We start from the raw sequence: 15,998 nt of genomic DNA, 5'->3' as shown, positions 1-15,998 counted from the left end.
TAAGGAACATTTTGTCAAATACAGGTCATTCTTGGTTGCTACTACCTGTAGAAACTTCATTTCATTCGTTGAAAAATTCCATATGCGGCTTTTCCTCTTTATAGTAAGATAAGCGGTCAGCCAACGTCCCGGTATGAAACTCAAATGTATGGCCATCTGGATCAGTAAAATAAATTGACTTTTTATCACGTTCATCACGCGGCCTGCCTGTTAAAATGTTTACACCGAGCGCCTCTAACTTTTCATATATCTGTTCAATCTCTTCCTCTTCAATAGTAAAAGCGGTATGGGTATAGGACTCCCAGATCTCACGGCGGGGAATATGCTTCTCTTCATTTAGTGCCAGCCACATACCAGCCAAATCAAAATAAGCGGTTTGGTTTCCTTTTACAAGCAGCTTCGCCTCAAATACCTGCTCATAAAATTCGACTGACCGGTCTAGATCAGAAACGGAAAACAAGAAATGGTTTAAGCCTTTAATCATTTGCTCCACTGCTCCTCTCCCACTCCTATAGATTCTTGCTAAACCTATTAAACGTTATGTGCCCGCTACTTATCTCTATTTTAATCCACGTAATTTTGCCGTCTCTCCCTTACGTTTGCGCGGCTACCTACTCTACAGACTGCTGCTGCCGATGTTGGTATATTGGTCACAAGAGTACTGATAGCAAGCATGACTGATCGGGGGTATTTTTCCCGAAAACTACCCAGAGAGGCTTTATAAGACCACTTATGCTAAAGCTACAAGTTTATACGAGTGAAGCGACAACGATAAATAACGGACCGAGCTGGCTTTAGCCTTCGGTCCGTTGGAACAGACAGAGATGGAGCCGAACACAGCCTGGGTTAGGCTGCACCAAAACCTATCACACGGTAATGCCGAACTTGTCTTTTGCTTGCTCACGCAATTTATATTTTTGCACTTTGCCAGAAGCCGTCATCGGATATTCATTTACAAAAGCAATATAGCGTGGCACTTTATAACGAGCAATACGCTCCTGGCAGTACGTACGCAATTCTTCTTCATCCATCACTTCGTCCTCTTTTACTTGCACCCAGGCCGAAACTTCTTCTCCGTACTTAGGGTCTGGAACCCCTACAATTTGCACGTCTTGAACTTTCGGGTGCGCATATAGAAATTCTTCGATTTCGCGTGGGTAGACGTTTTCACCACCCCGAACAATCATGTCTTTTAATCGGCCAGTGACCCTGCAATAGCCATGTTCATCCATTACAGCCAAATCTCCTGTATGGAGCCACCCATCAGCTGAAAGAACGGCTTGGGTAGCCTCTTGATTTTTATAATACCCTTTCATGACATGATAACCCCGTGTGCATAACTCTCCCTGTTCACCAGCCGGTAGTTCTTTGCCGTCTTTTGGGTTCACTATTTTTACTTCAACTGCAGGTAGCGCCCGCCCCACCGTTTCTACGCGGCGCTCGATCGAGTCATCTACCCGAGTCTGCATGATGACAGGTGATGCTTCTGTCTGGCCGTAAGCAATCGTGATTTCGCTTGCCCCCATCTCTTCCATGACGGATTTCATGACTTCTTTTGGACAATTTGAACCAGCCATGATGCCTGTTCGCAGACTGTTTAGGTCATACGCTGAAAAATCCGGCTGATTTAATTCACTAATGAACATAGTCGGCACACCATGTAAGCCGGTACAACGTTCAGCCTCCACCGTCTTCAGTACTGCTTGCGGATTAAACTCTTCAACAGGAACCATCGCTGCCCCTTTGGAAACACAAGCCATAGTTCCCAATACACATCCGAAACAGTGGAAGAATGGCACCGGGATGCATAAGCGGTCCTCAGCCGTTAAATTCATGCAGTCGGCAATATTGTTGGCATTGTTGACGAGGTTCGAATGCGTAAGCATAACCCCTTTCGGAAAACCAGTCGTCCCCGACGTATACTGCATATTAATCACATCATCCGGGGCAAGCGTTGCTTTTCGTTCGTGCAAAGCTTCGTCACTAACAGCCACGGCTGCTTGTTCAACTTCTTCCCATAACAGCATGCCTGGCTTCCGTTCATCCCCTACTAAAATGACACGTTTTAAATACGGAAACGTGTCACTCCTTAACTCACCAGGCTTGGCCTCTTTTAACTCCGGTAATACCTCATATAACTCATCAATATAGGAGAGAGCCTTATAAGACTTTTGCAAAATTAATGTGGAAGCATCCGATTGCTTCAATACATACTCCAATTCGGCCGCACGGTAATTTGTATTCACCGTTACAAGCACCGCGCCCATCTTGGCTGTAGCAAATTGCGAGAGCAACCACTCCGGCTTGTTCGCAGCCCATATCGCAATATGCTCTCCCTTTTCAATGCCAAGCCCCATAAATCCTCGGGCCAGGCGATCACATGCTTCGTTAAATTCGCTATACGTATAACGAAGCCCTCGGTCATTATAGACCATTCCTTCATTACTGCCATACTGGGCACTAGTTTGCTCCAACAGTTCACCTACCGTTATGTTTAAAATCTCTCCCCTGAGAGCCCCCCTGCTAGTCTTTTAGAAAATAACATTTTCCCTATAAAAATAAGGTAGTCATTTCCACTTCATACTTTATATGTTATCACTTTACCTCTCGATAAGAAACCGCTTACAAGAATAGTGTATTTCCCCTTTATACATTCCCACGGCGTAAAAAAGCAGCGGTAGTATCCACTGCTTTTTATAATGATAAAATCCATGGTTTATCTTGAGTTTTCTCTTCTTTAACTTCTTTAGGACGCATATCTTCAGTTTTGTGATTGTGCGGGCGATGTGATTTATCCATCTCGCCAATCATCTGATCAAATTGCTTTTTTGTTCTTTCTCTTTTTATCGTCATCATCGTTACGGTGTTTCTTTTCATAATGCTGATGCTTCTTCAATATCTATACCAGTTAGCGATGCCAAATCTATCGCATTCCAAACAACATCATAAATTTCAGCACCAACATTTTCCTTAGATGATTCCTTGCGGCGATACTTCAACACTTCCTCCGTCAACTCTCCTACTTCTGCCGTTAAATAAGCCAACCTCTCTTCTAAAGTCACCTCAAACCCTTTTTGTTTGCTGAATTCTTCTACTTTTTTCTGTTCTTCCTTCCAACCCATTTATTCTCCCCCTCTTTACGTCTAGCTAACTAGGAACTACCTCTTTGCTTTTTCTTTCAAATCTGCTAAAGCACAGCTATTTTGAACCCTTAAATGCCTTTCTTAAACCATGCGTAATCCAATACAACCCTGCCGTACAACAAATAATAAGTAGAGCATTCAAAAAAATGCTAAACGTATTATAAACAGGCAGATAAGCATACAAAAACGCTGCCGGAATTAAAAAAGCGAGGTCATACACTGTCATTTCCTTAAATACATTGTGCAAGGTCATTTTTTCTCCTTTTTTTCCATCCTTCTTCTCCGTCAATACGTTCCTCTATAACTTCCCTAAACACAAAACAGCTTTATAACGATTTGAAAAAACCTTTGCTCACCTCTTTATAACCCATGTTCAGATAGAAATTGTGAGCATTCGTACGTTCCTCCCGTATGCCACTATTTAATCCGATAGTAACAGCATCATGTTGTTTGGCCCACTGTTCCGCTTGCTGAATTAATTTTTTGCCCACTCCGCTATTGCGATAGCGCGAGTCAACGACCAAAGCTACGATCCTGGCATATTGCCCCTCTTTTTCATAAAAATAACTCGTACATAAACCAATCATACCAACCACTTTCCCACAATGATCAGCTACAAATGTACAGTAACCTGGGGTCTCCTGAATTTTATTAAATCTGTTTCTCATTTCTTCACTCGTCGTTTCATAACCTAATTCTCCCATTAACCCAGCTAGCGAAGGTACATCTTCTTCACCTGCTTCTCGTATTAGCATTTATCTCTTTCCTTCCCTAAAAGCTATATGTTGTAAGAAAAACTAAACCTAATCTTAATCATGCTAACCTCTCATTCACAAGCTTCGCCGGTCGATTATTTTTTGATATGATATAACAATAGATTGTCACATTATAAATCTATAAAGGTGCTTTCTGTTAGAAGAGCTAACTATCTATTTATGTATATATGAGTTGCACCCAAAAAAGGATGTATTCGAATGAGCAATGGATTTTTTGAGCAAGTTTATCAACTCGTAAATGAAATTCCAACCGGAAAAGTAACGAGTTATTCCCAGATTGCTGCGCGCCTTGAACAGCCTCATAATGCACGGGTGGTAGGCTGGGCGATGCGGCAAGCGCCAACGCATGTGCCCGCTCACCGGGTCGTGAAAAAAAGCGGAGAGCTGGCTCCAGGCTTCAGCGAACAAAGAAGCCTTCTGGAAGGAGAAGGCGTTGCTTTTGACAAGAAAGGCCGGGTATTGATGCATATTTACAATTGGGAACTCTAGCAGACCACAAAACGCTAGTTCTTACTCTTTGGCACTGTCAACTAGCTACGTATCAATCTCTAGAGCTTTTACACTACCTGCATTAATAATTGATTAAACATATCACGTTCTTCCCAGAAAGCACCATGGCCGCTATATTGGAACGGCACGAGCTGTGAGTTCTCGATGCTGTGATGCACTTCCTCTGCTTGCGAAAAAGGAATAACCTGATCATGAACCCCGTGTATAATAAGGGTCGGAGCTGTGATTTGCGGCAGGTCTTCATACAGATTTTCATCTCGCAGTAACGTGATCACAGCCGCGGTTGACCAGCTAGCAGCTTCCAATCCCATTTGAATAAACCAATTTGAAAACGGTTCAGAAATATATTGAAAGAAAAAGGTTTCCGTTACCCCACGCATCATTTTAGGACGATCATTTAACGTCTCATTAAGTAATTGAGCAGCGGTCGACTTGGAAAAACCGATAGGAGCAGCTGCGTCAACGAGGACAAGGTTAGCTACGCCAAAACCGTTGTATCTAGACATATACCGAATCGCAATCGCTCCTCCTGTAGAGTGACCAACAAGCGTGAAATGATCTAATCGAAGGGTCTCCACAACCGTTCGAATATCATCAGCTAGCCTGTTATACGTATACCCATGATACGGTTTATCCGAATCGCCAAACCCTCTCCAATCTATACCGATACAGCGGTATCCCTTAGCTGGCAACACATTAAATTGGTATTCAAACTGTTTATGACTTAACGGCCACCCATGTATAAACACAATAGTCTTGCTTCCTTTCGGATTGATATCTTCTATATATAAGTTTACGCCGTCCTCAACGGTCACATAGTAGCCCACAACGATCCCTCCACTAGATGTATCTTTTAAGCCTAAGATATTCAATTATGTGAAGGTAGGTGAACACCTGCTTCCCATTTTAAAGTTCGGCAGAGTAGTCTTATATAGGTGATTATGCTGTGGATCTAAGACCATCATCCACTTTTTAGACGGAGTATTTGGGGAAACAATACCCCATTGATAACGCAAAGGATTGGCGATAAATGCTTATACTGGAACAATCACCGTCCTTCTCACTCCCCCCCCCCCCCCGACAATACCCTCTACACATCATACTCCATCCATTTCGCTGTTTCTTGCACAGCTTGCTTTCCTGCGAATCGTTCAAGCAGGTGAAACGACATATTGATGCCAGCTGATATGCCACCTGATGTAATGATGTGCCCTTCGTCTACAAATTTAACGTCTCGTTCAACCTGAACGCTTTCGTATGCAGCCAATCGTTCGTAGGAACCCCAGTGCGTCGTTGCTTTCTTTCCATCCAATATACCAGCACTCGCCAAGACAAGAGCGCCGGTACAAACAGAGGCCAAAACGTCGACAGTCTGCTCGCGTTCACGGATCCAGGCTAAAAGCTTTTCATTGTGCATTTCGTTTTCCCGCGCGCCCCGTCCGCCGGGAATGATAATAACATCAAGCTCTGGCGCACTTTCTAAGTTTACATCCGGTACGACTTGGAGACCGTTTCGAGCAGTAATCATCTCGCCCGTTTCTGAGATGTTCGTAACATTGCACAATTTCTTCTCCTTCTCTTCTGGTGAAGCAAATGCGACCGAAAACACTTCATATGGACCGGCAAAATCGAGCACTTCCACTTCGTCAAATATGTATATACCTATTTCTTTCATAGCGCGCAACTCCTTGCCTTTTTATCTATTAAACCATATTTGTTTCTTTTTCATAACAAAACATTGGTAAAAAGATTATGTTCTGTTGATTTTTAACAACAGAAGATTTATAGTATTGATAATTCGAAGGAGGGGCTTTCATGGAGATTAGATATGCGAGAAATGACGATTTAAACGGCATCACACGCTTATTCAATTTATACAGAGAATTCTATCAGCAGCCAACGGATGAAGAGGGAGCCCGTGAGTTTTTAGCAGAGCGGCTGGAACAGCAGGATTCTATTATTATAGTGGCAAAGGACCTTGATAAGTACATAGGTTTCACGCAATTATACCCTACTTATTCTTCTATCTCGATGTCGAAAGATCTCATTCTAAATGACTTATATGTAGATAAAGAAGCTAGAGGCCAAGGTGCGGGAGAATTACTGATAAAAGAGGCGATAACATACGCGCAAAAGCTGAATGCAGCCAGCTTAAGTTTAAGTACAGCCACCAACAATATCAGCGCACAAGCGTTATATGAAAAGATGGGCTTTGTGAAAGATGTGGACTTTTATCATTATGAATTAGCACTTGCTTAAAAAGCACCAGGGCGATAGAGGTACCAGGAATTTTTAATGACATAGAAACCAAACATGCTAGGCTTGCTCTTCTGTAAGCTTCTGAAATAGCATCTCAATTTAGTAATCAGTCTGATTAGCGTTTCATGTTTGTTTTACATACTGTTCCTCCTTTGTGCTTCATGACTGGTGCTTGGAGGTAGGTCCACCTTACTTTACAGGCTGATACACCATAGCCACCCACTGCGCCTTGGGGACGAATGGTTGTTGCTTTACAATGTCATTCACATGTCATGGAGTAGTTGCTTTGCCAGCATAACCTCTTCAGTTAGTGGTTATAACAAACTGGACTAAGAGGCATAGAAAGGGAGTTGCTGCATCCATGACCACCGACAAAAGCGGTAATCTCCACGGCAGGCAAGAACACGTCGAGGTCGGCGCTATCAATAGCTCTTGATCTTCTTCTCAGTTCATGTTTGCCCTGCCATCTACTCACACTCCCTTTTGTCCTACCTGCGACGATTTCTGTATAGTAAATACAAAAAGAACGGAGCACCAATTCCTGAAATAAGAACCCCTACAGGCAAATCGAGAGGAAGAAAAGCAGTACGAGCAATGACATCAGCTGAGATAACCATCCAGCCTCCAATGAGAGCAGAGACAGGCACAAGGGCTGCAAAGGATCGTCCCACGAAAAATCTGCCGATGTGAGGAGCCATTAATCCGACAAAACCTACCCCTCCTGCATAGGCCACCGCCAAACCTGCCAGCCCGACACTGATTAAAATCATACAAAACCGCTGCGCTTGAATTTTTGCACCAAGGCTCATGGCTACATCATCCCCAAATTGCTGAACATAAACGGCCCGTGTACATAAAAAAGCAAGTGGCATAATGATAAGTACCCACGGTGCCATTGCGGTAACATCTTCCCAACTCGTACCATAAACACTTCCTGTTAGCCACGTATACGCCTGGCTCGTCGTATTAATTGGACTGAAAACGATCATCATCGTCGTTAGCGCATCCATTACAGCTGCAACCCCAATCCCTATTAAAACAAGCCTTATCGGCGTCACACCATTTCTCCATGCCAATAAATATATCATAATTGAAACAAGGCCGGCCCCTGCCATAGCTGCAAGTGGCAAATAACCTAAAGAAAACACACCGCTAAATAGTGCAATATAGGTTACTGCTGCTACAGAGGCACCACTTGTAATCCCAATAATATCTGGCGCAGCCAATGGATTGCGCACCATTTCCTGCAATATCAAGCCTGCCACTCCTAATGAGGCACCTACCAAGAGTGCAAGAACCATACGAGGCAGCCGAAGAACATCAATAGTGAACGCATGGTTTATGCTTTCTGCCCCGAACAAGTGTTGTAAAACTTCAAGCGGGGAAATCCATGTACTTCCTACCGACAATCCAATAACCATGGAGAAACAAAGAAAGAGAACAAGAAGTGCGATAAATGCTACAGGTTTTTTTTCAACCTTGCCTGAAACAAAGCGATTGCGAAATATCATATATTTGTTCATTCTTTGCGAAACCCCTTTCTAGCCAAGTAAATAAAGAAAGGAGCGCCAATGATAGCGGTCATAATCCCAATGGGTATTTCCTGTGGTCTAATCATAAACCTGGAGACTAAATCTGCGAAAATAAGAAGCGTAGCGCCTAGAGAAATACAATAAGGAATAAGCCAGGAATGGTCATCTCCGACCAATGCACGGACCATATGAGGGACAATTAAGCCGATAAAACCAATTAACCCGCCAATAGCCACTGCCCCGCCTGCCAACAGTACAGCAATCAATACGACCAGGAGCTTGACCAGCATGGTTTTCTGTCCAAGATTTTTGGCAATATCATCCCCTGTCACTAAAATATTTACCGGTTTGGCGAGCAAAAACGCGCAGATTAAAGCCCCCATTAGTATAGGTAATAGTGGCAGCAACACATCAAGCGTACGCCCTGATACTGTTCCAGCCATCCAAAGCAGCATCCGGTCTAAATTCGCCTCATCCACTACCAGCATACCCTGAGTCATTGATGTAAAAAGCGCGGTAATCGCCACTCCTGCTAACACAATCTGTATAGGAGAAAGAGTATCTTTACCTACGAACCCTAAAGAAAGCACAATAGCAGCAGCTATTCCCGCTCCCAAAAATGCAATCCATATAAGCGCTGAGAGCGAAGAGACCGACAAGAAAACAACTGCAAACACAACAAAAAAAAGAGCACCGGCATTAATACCAAAAATTCCAGGAGAAGCAAGCGGGTTTCGCGTTAATGCTTGCAGAAGGGCACCGGAAACAGCCAAGCTACCCCCAATAATCGCAGCTGTAACCGCCCGCGAGAACCGTTCATATATAATGACATGATCCGCTGAGTCCGCATTAAAGTTCAGTATCACCTCACCCATTACCGCCCCTGGTACAGACAGCTGGCCTAATCGGACATTTAGAAAAAAAGCGAGGAGGAAAAGGAAAAGACTTAGCAGCAATCCCCAAAACTTTCCTTTCGTTGATGATAATAAATATGCCAAACTCCACTCCCCACTTTCTCATAAGCTTCTATCTATTCGTTCCTTCTCATCATTCATCCATGTCGAAATCAAATGTTTCATATAAATCATCCAACATGTGATTAGCAGCAATGATGCCTCCGCCCATGCTCCAAATTACTTCATCCTTCATGTATACATGTTCATTTGCCACTGCTGTCAGCTCTTCCCATAAAGGATGACCCGTCCATTGTTCCATCGCTTCTTCGATCTCATCATCTTCCTGATTGCCTTGGGTAAAGATAAAGAACACGTCAGCATCCATTTCTGGAATAGATTCTGTATTCGTAAATTCGATGAACTCTTCTTCATTCTCTAAGCCTTCCTCCTGAATATCGGTCTGAGCAAAGCCAGCCTGTTCCAGAACCTTCCCCGGGAAACCTCCCATAAACATCCGCACTTGGTCCGATCGAATATTTAGTGCCGAGGAAGAAAGGGGCCATTCTTCTCCCATTTCATCTTCTGCTTGCGAACGGAACTCAGCTACACGATTGTCCCAGTCTTGTTGGAGTTCTTCTGCCTCTTCTTCTTTATCAGCGGCTTGACCGACCATTTCAAGCGTATGTTCAAAGTCATTAATAGGATCAGTAATAACGGTAGGAGCAATTTGTTCGAGCTGTTCGTAGACTTCTTCATGGCGTACTAGTCCTCCAACGATTACATCCGGGTCCAACGCATCAAGTTCTTCAAGGTTGGGCTGAATTTCATCTCCAACTATTGCTGTTCCTTCCAAGTCATCTCTTAAGTATTCATACATGGGTTGCTCCACCCATGATTCCACCGCCCCTACCGGTTGTATATCAAGCGCAACAGCAGTATCCGTAGCACTCTGGTGAAGTGTTACAATCCGCTCAGGTTCTTCTTCAATTTCGGCGGTTCCCATTTCATGTTCCACTACTATGGTATCGGTTTGTTCTTCACCTGAAGCCTCCTCTTCATTCTCAGCTCCTTCATTTCCACAACCAGCAGCAAGTGTGGCTAATATCACTCCTCCTATATATATAAAGGCTCGCCTGTTCCTTTTATTTTTTATAAAAGACTGCATTTTGTACCTCCTTTGTTCCGTCCATAAAGTGATAATGATAATCATTATCACTTTATGTTGGAATTGTACCACTCTTTTTCTATTTGATTCAAGTACTAACTTGTGAATGTATTTGAAACCTTGTCCCACTTCATTTTAAATGTTTGATACGACAAAATGCTGAGCCTTTATAGTAGAGAGGCTCAGCACTTATTAGCTGCTCAGCTTGCATTTTCATCTCATGTTCCACAAACAACATTACAACTCAAACCTAAATGGCCCCCGCAAGGAAATTATTAACAAATAAAGCTCTGCATGGTACAGTAACACTATTGTCACGATTACTAATTGTTGCTTTTATTCTTAAACTTAATGAATGAAAGGAACCTTCTTTTATGGATGTGATGTTTGGTTTGTATCTCGCTTCTCTGCTTGTGATAGTAACAGCTTTCCTATTGCTAAAAAATCAAACGAAAAAACTGAGGTTCATCATCTGGGGCGTAACGACAATGCTAGTGATAGCACCCTTATTGTCTCTTGCCATTGGCGGAAGCATTGCGAGAACAGAAGAAAACATGTGGGCTGCTGGCTCCATATTTTATATCTTCCCTCTTATTTTCGGTACGGGACTTATTATATTAATAATCGGTCTCTTTAAAGAAAAGGGAAGCTAACATGTAGAGCAGATTCATAGACTTATGAAGTACCACATATCAAAAAAGTTGAGCAAGAAAATGACGAGGAGCTATCAGAATTTGGCGGAAAATACGTCCTACCTTTTGCTGCTGCCTCTGCTACCGCTTTTCCTCACCTCGCCTTCACGTTTCTACGTTTCCTTTTCATGTAAGAACGAGAGAATTTTCGACTTTCAATTCCTGACTTGATAATCTTCGAACCTCTGGCATGGTCAGAGATTTTCACATAAAAAATGCTGAACCTTCTTTTAGAAAGGTCCAGCGCTAGCTAGCAGTTCAGCTGCCCGTTTCAGATTCGATTCCGCAAAAGGTGCAGTATGGCATTCACATGCCACGTTTAGGTGCGCGCTGTTAAAACTCTACCTATTAAAGCTCTGGTCCTGCTACCAAATTGCAAGCATGATCATCATATAGATTTGCACGAGCACGTAAAATGAAATCGAATAGCCGAGATTAAAGCGAAGTCCATTTTTCCACATACTCAGTCCGTTCGACTGGCTTAAGACGATTAAAGGTAAGATTAATGGGGATAAAAAGACGGTAATGGCACTTCCAAGCGTCAAGCTGAGCACAATGAGTTCCGGCGGATAAGGCAGCCCGGCGCCTTCAAGTATTCCCCCGACAAGAACCATCACCGTCAACGGACCAAGTCCGACAAAGCCTAAAAAAATCACTAAAAATGGAAGAATCCACAATATGTGCAGGAATGTCGTCTCCGAAATAGTTACTATCATGTTGATTGCCCAGGTACCGCCTCCCGATTCATGCACAATCGTAATAAGCATGCCTGCTGAAAGCATGATCCCTAGTTCCTGCGATTTTTGAAGTAAGCCAGATTGAAGATACGTACGCGTCTTGCTGACGAACGGGCGGCTCTTCTTTTTCAAACAGTAATAGCTGAGCGACCAGACAGGCACCCACATGGAAATCGTAAGGAGCAATCCCCAGTCCACTATACTATTGATGACAAGAATCGGACCGAACAACGTGAGAAATAAGATGATAAATTCTTTAGCCAGAGACTGGTGGCGCGATGAATCAGATGCAGCCATCTTTTCTTCCAGCTCTGCTAAAATTCCGGTGGTATAATCAATCCCGCTTCGTTTTTCATGAATCAGTAGAAATAATAAGGAAAGTCCCACTCCTAAAACCGCGATGAAAAAACCTTGGATTAAGGTGAAACCGAGAGACGCTCCCGTGCTTTCAATGATAAAAACGACGCTTGGAATACTGATAACCCAGATCGTACTAACGCCGAAGCCTCGCAGCAAGGCCGTTCCTTTAAAATACTCCCAGTCTTCGCCTTTTTTGTCCCCGAGCAAAACTTGAACAAATTGAAACAACATCGGTATGGAACCAAATAAAAGAAAGTATGCGACGAACTGTGTCATAAACATTAAACCGGCATAAAATCGTTTGCTCGTATTAAATAACTGTTTGGCTGAGCCGACGAGCGCTTCAATATAATGTTCTTCCCGCAGCACCCAGCCGATAGCAGGGACCACAAGAAGCAGCAATATGACGCTGCTCATCTCGCGTATGCCTTCCCACATCATGCTCCACAATTCATTTCCAAGCGCGGCGTAACCGATAACTAAAGAAGCGGACGTCAATAAGGAAGGCACGGGTCCTTTAGCCGGGCCAAGATGAATCAATGCAAGTACTAACGCCCCAAGTCCTGCCGCTGACATAAGGTGAAACACCCACGCTGCACTTATCATCAATGAAAATATATGTAACAGTGCGTAGCTAAGCACACAAACGGTAAATCCATATCGCAACAACAGATTATACATTGGTGGTTCCTTCCCCTTGGCTAAATAGATGGCCGGTTTTTCTAAGCTTAATTCTCAACCTGCTTGTTTCGAAAAGAGATTAAAACAGATGAGCTTACTTATATTGTGACAGCAGTTTGAATGATTGTATATCTCCGCGGCCGGTAGCGGTCATAGCGGTTTCTATAAAACAGTGGACCTTAAATTTTCAAAACGTAAGGAACTAGTATTTTTGCTTGTAAGACAGGATATTGACATTCTACACTGCTTCTCGTAATTTAGATTGAAATCATGCATACAAGCGTCAAATTGTAGCTTAGGCGTTTAAAGCATTTTAACGAGGGTAATCTGGTTATACATATTAATTTACAATGTCTTTTGGTAGAAAAATGCTTGGAGGAAACGTTCGAATAAAGAATGTATTCATTTGCTTATCTGTTTTTCCAATAGAGAATGAGCTTATCTTGACATTCAACGAAAACGAGAAAAACTCCTCTAACCTTGTTTTCTTAATGAATAACGCTTGTACAACGTCAGTTCTTCTCCAGGAAAGAAGGTTCTCACATGTCAGCAATGAAAAGTGGTAATCAAATTCAGCGAATCGAAATTTTAGATCAAATGCGCGGGTTGGCACTACTTGCCATATTTTTAGTCAATATACCGAGTTTGTCTGCTGCAATTACGACAGACACAGCTTCTATCATCTCCACAAATGATGTAGTTAATATTCTGTTAAACGAAAGTGCACGACCATTGTTTGCCTTTATGTTTGGGATCAGTCTTATACTGATTTATGACCGGCTGAAGGACAAAGGCATCAATCCATACCCAACGTTGTTTCGACGAATGCTGTTACTGTTTTTTGTTGGTGCTGTGCATGGGTATCTCATCTGGTCCGGCGACATCTTACTGTTATATGCCAGTGCCGGCTTTGTATTGTTATTGTTTGTGAGTTTATCTCGTACATGGCTGCTTCTATCGGCCTTGTTGTTTTGGCTCGGCTACACGGTAGGGAAGGACCTTCTCGGCTTTTACACAGCGTTTGACTTTTCTTTAGAGCAATGGCTTTTAGGATGGTTCGGCTCTGGAGAAAAACCTATGGGCACCGAGCATCTGATGGGCGAATTTTCTTCTGTAGTGACTCATTTAGGGTTTTTCCTGTTTGGGATGTACGCCTATCGCATGCACATCTTTTCAGCCGTCGAAAAACGTAAAATGATATCCGGGGTGCTTGCAACCATTCTTCTCGCAGTGGGACTGTCCGGTAAAACAGCTCTTTATTACAATGTTGACTCGGTCTTAGTGAATGGTCTGGATGTTTTTTATCAGTTCCTTGTTACCCTCGGAATGGTACTTATCATAGTCCTGTTAGGGGCGACTAAAACGATCGCAGCTCAAGCGCTAGTACCATTTACTGCAATTGGCAAAATGGCATTTACCAATTACTTGATGCAATCGCTTGTATTTGTCAGCCTGTTCTCCCTTAGCGGCCAATCTATTTTTGAAGAGCTCGGCCTATGGACGGAACCAAGCTACTATTTTGCTCTTGGTCTAGGCATCTCTCTATTTATTGTACAAATGATATTCAGTCATCTCTGGCTTAAAATGTTTTATTACGGCCCGCTTGAATGGATATGGCGAATCGGAACACATGGAAGATATGTGGCATTAAGACGAAAAAACTAACCATTGAAGACCGGTTACAAAGTGAATAGAGGGCGACATCGAAGAAAAATGAGTATGAAAAGGATTCAGCACTCAGCATATACGGCACCCTAACGACCTAGCCTATCTACTCATCATATTTCTCCACTTGACTCTTACATCAAGCACCTCGCCCTCTTTAGCAAGTAACAGCTAGCTTTAACCGGGCTTCCTCGATCTTGAACGTTAACCCAGCTGCCTTTCAGGTGTTTATACCGGACCGTGGCTTGTTTTTGGTAGTTTACTTAGTAGACATTACGTACTGTTCATACAAAACTGAAACACTACACAGCGAAACGTTGTAGAAGCTACCGAAAAAACAAAAGGTACATCTTCCCTTTATCGCCATGTACTTCAACATAGTGTTTGTCCACTTGAATGCAGCTCTTTCCCAACAGTTCTACACTTCATTACACGTGCCACTAACCCATTTGTGACTTCGTATTTGGAAGGTTTGTAACCCTCCTGCTCAAACAACTTACTGACAGTTCCTAAAGTGAACGACCTTGATTTTCTTACAAAGTAAAAAAGTTTAACGGACAGTGATGAAAAAATGCGTCAAATTGCCACAATATCTGAATATCACCTTTTAAAAAGGTAAAATTATATACGACCTTGGAAAAGCATTAGTAAAAAAACTTCACATATCGACCCTTATGTGAACGATGAGGCAAGGATCACACGTATGCACCGCAGCCGTAAACAAAGATTGTTAGTACATGGTGGGGATCTATGAAAAGAGATTGGTTAATACAACTGAGAATTGATAAACAATTGACACAAGAACAAGTAGCCACGAAAGCTTTCATTAACAGAGGTTATTATTCACAAATTGAAACAGGAAAACGAAATCCTGGGCTTAGTATTGCCATCAATATTGCTAAGGCGCTGGACTTTGAACCGACTTTGTTTTTTAGTGAACATTTGAACCAGGAAACACTCCAGAATGAAATAAATGAATACTTTAAGAACGAGGATATAGGTGAAATTCTTTACCTTTACGATAATTTTGAGGTCAAAGTTCATCACATCTTAATATTTCTCTCCAGTGGTATAGAAAGAGGCAGCTATTGTGTAATTATTGATTCGACAAAGAATATTCTCGATATTCAACAAAAGTTATCTAACCTTTTAAGTAAAGACATAATAAAAAATAAGATATGTTTTATAAATAAAGAAGACATGAACTTGGACATGCCTGCTAACGTGATTCCTTTTTTAAGAGATCAGTACGCTGTTGACAAGCCTCTGCGTATTTGGCTGGCAGAAAAAGATACAGATTACAAACAAGCGCTACTGGATTTAGGAAACCTCCTAAATAGACAAGCTGTAAACTTGAGCAATCGAAACATTTTATTTATTCATTCATATGACGCTGAATTGATTTCAGCAGGCACCCACATCCAAATGATGCGAAACTATCCATATCTTATGACTGATACGGAGATCGTAGACTCCCCATTCTGTACAACGAGTAATAAATCTTACGTTTTCCCATCATTTTATATCCAAGAGAACATGGAATAAGAACTAGTTGTTACGAAGGCTATTCACAGGAATTTTA

17 protein-coding genes are annotated in these 15,998 nt (G+C 42.4%); 5 read left to right on the top strand and 12 right to left on the bottom strand.

What is annotated here, in order from left to right; genetic code table 11:
* Positions 1 to 61: 61 nt before the first annotated feature.
* From fosM to D469_RS0113820, 6 genes are all read right to left on the bottom strand, one after another.
* Positions 62 to 484 (bottom strand): FosM family fosfomycin resistance protein, encoded by a 423-nt coding sequence (gene fosM, locus D469_RS0113845; RefSeq protein ID WP_018923997.1) that lies wholly within the window; start codon positions 482 to 484, stop codon positions 62 to 64.
* Positions 485 to 866: 382 nt separating this feature from the next.
* Positions 867 to 2,501, bottom strand: a complete 1,635-nt coding sequence (locus tag D469_RS0113840) for an AMP-binding protein (protein ID WP_026286248.1) — start codon at positions 2,499 to 2,501, stop codon at positions 867 to 869.
* 193 nt (positions 2,502 to 2,694) lie between these two features.
* Positions 2,695 to 2,877 carry a hypothetical protein gene (locus tag D469_RS0113835; protein ID WP_018923995.1) on the bottom strand — a complete coding sequence of 61 codons (183 nt, stop codon included), beginning with the start codon at positions 2,875 to 2,877 and terminating at the stop codon, positions 2,695 to 2,697.
* Entirely contained in the window at positions 2,874 to 3,122 is a 249-nt protein-coding gene (locus tag D469_RS0113830; RefSeq protein ID WP_018923994.1) for a MazG nucleotide pyrophosphohydrolase domain-containing protein, read from the bottom strand. The genes D469_RS0113835 and D469_RS0113830 overlap by 4 nt, the downstream gene beginning before the upstream one ends.
* A 76-nt stretch (positions 3,123 to 3,198) precedes the next feature.
* Positions 3,199 to 3,396 carry a DUF6007 family protein gene (locus D469_RS22605; RefSeq protein ID WP_026286247.1) on the bottom strand — a complete coding sequence of 66 codons (198 nt, stop codon included), beginning with the start codon at positions 3,394 to 3,396 and terminating at the stop codon, positions 3,199 to 3,201.
* Positions 3,397 to 3,469: 73 nt separating this feature from the next.
* Positions 3,470 to 3,898: a GNAT family N-acetyltransferase gene (locus D469_RS0113820; RefSeq protein ID WP_018923992.1), complete on the bottom strand. Its 429-nt coding sequence runs from the start codon at positions 3,896 to 3,898 to the stop codon at positions 3,470 to 3,472.
* A 219-nt stretch (positions 3,899 to 4,117) separates the two neighbouring features.
* On the opposite strand from D469_RS0113820, the gene D469_RS0113815 reads away from it, so the two are divergent.
* Positions 4,118 to 4,408 carry an MGMT family protein gene (locus D469_RS0113815; protein WP_018923991.1) on the top strand — a complete coding sequence of 97 codons (291 nt, stop codon included), beginning with the start codon at positions 4,118 to 4,120 and terminating at the stop codon, positions 4,406 to 4,408.
* Positions 4,409 to 4,476: 68 nt separating this feature from the next.
* Here the strand turns inward: D469_RS0113815 and D469_RS0113810 are convergent, their stop codons facing one another.
* On the bottom strand, positions 4,477 to 5,256 hold the full coding sequence (locus D469_RS0113810; protein WP_018923990.1) for an alpha/beta fold hydrolase: 780 nt from the start codon (positions 5,254 to 5,256) through the stop codon (positions 4,477 to 4,479).
* A 263-nt stretch (positions 5,257 to 5,519) separates the two neighbouring features.
* Positions 5,520 to 6,104, bottom strand: a complete 585-nt coding sequence (locus tag D469_RS0113805) for a DJ-1/PfpI family protein (RefSeq protein WP_018923989.1) — start codon at positions 6,102 to 6,104, stop codon at positions 5,520 to 5,522.
* Between the two features lie 140 nt (positions 6,105 to 6,244).
* Between D469_RS0113805 and D469_RS0113800 the strand changes: the two genes are divergently transcribed.
* Positions 6,245 to 6,688 (top strand): GNAT family N-acetyltransferase, encoded by a 444-nt coding sequence (locus D469_RS0113800; RefSeq protein WP_018923988.1) that lies wholly within the window; start codon positions 6,245 to 6,247, stop codon positions 6,686 to 6,688.
* A 488-nt stretch (positions 6,689 to 7,176) separates the two neighbouring features.
* Here the strand turns inward: D469_RS0113800 and D469_RS0113795 are convergent, their stop codons facing one another.
* From D469_RS0113795 to D469_RS0113785, 3 genes are read right to left on the bottom strand one after another with little or no spacing between them, the layout of a single operon-like run.
* Positions 7,177 to 8,211, bottom strand: a complete 1,035-nt coding sequence (locus tag D469_RS0113795) for a FecCD family ABC transporter permease (RefSeq protein WP_018923987.1) — start codon at positions 8,209 to 8,211, stop codon at positions 7,177 to 7,179.
* The gene (locus tag D469_RS0113790; protein ID WP_026286246.1) at positions 8,208 to 9,218 is read right to left on the bottom strand and encodes a FecCD family ABC transporter permease; all 1,011 of its coding nucleotides are present in this window, start codon (positions 9,216 to 9,218) and stop codon (positions 8,208 to 8,210) included. The genes D469_RS0113795 and D469_RS0113790 overlap by 4 nt, the downstream gene beginning before the upstream one ends.
* Before the next feature lie 49 nt (positions 9,219 to 9,267).
* Positions 9,268 to 10,224 carry an ABC transporter substrate-binding protein gene (locus D469_RS0113785; protein ID WP_240473344.1) on the bottom strand — a complete coding sequence of 319 codons (957 nt, stop codon included), beginning with the start codon at positions 10,222 to 10,224 and terminating at the stop codon, positions 9,268 to 9,270.
* Between the two features lie 431 nt (positions 10,225 to 10,655).
* Between D469_RS0113785 and D469_RS0113780 the strand changes: the two genes are divergently transcribed.
* A complete protein-coding gene (locus D469_RS0113780) occupies positions 10,656 to 10,934 on the top strand; it encodes a hypothetical protein (RefSeq protein WP_018923984.1) in 279 nt (92 codons plus the stop codon).
* A gap of 404 nt (positions 10,935 to 11,338) precedes the next feature.
* Here the strand turns inward: D469_RS0113780 and D469_RS0113775 are convergent, their stop codons facing one another.
* Entirely contained in the window at positions 11,339 to 12,646 is a 1,308-nt protein-coding gene (locus D469_RS0113775) for a hypothetical protein (RefSeq protein ID WP_018923983.1), read from the bottom strand.
* A 648-nt stretch (positions 12,647 to 13,294) separates the two neighbouring features.
* Here D469_RS0113775 and D469_RS0113770 point away from each other — a divergent pair.
* Together D469_RS0113770 and D469_RS21705 are read left to right on the top strand one after the other, a co-directional pair.
* Positions 13,295 to 14,416: a DUF418 domain-containing protein gene (locus D469_RS0113770; protein WP_018923982.1), complete on the top strand. Its 1,122-nt coding sequence runs from the start codon at positions 13,295 to 13,297 to the stop codon at positions 14,414 to 14,416.
* Between the two features lie 750 nt (positions 14,417 to 15,166).
* Positions 15,167 to 15,961, top strand: a complete 795-nt coding sequence (locus tag D469_RS21705) for a helix-turn-helix domain-containing protein (RefSeq protein WP_018923981.1) — start codon at positions 15,167 to 15,169, stop codon at positions 15,959 to 15,961.
* The last annotated feature ends 37 nt before the right edge of the window (positions 15,962 to 15,998 follow it).

The sequence above is a fragment of the Salsuginibacillus kocurii DSM 18087 genome (assembly GCF_000377705.1).
Lineage (GTDB): Bacteria > Bacillota > Bacilli > Bacillales > Marinococcaceae > Salsuginibacillus > Salsuginibacillus kocurii.
The sequence above is the reverse complement of the archived record's forward strand: the minus strand, read 5'-3'. Positions and strand labels throughout refer to the sequence as shown.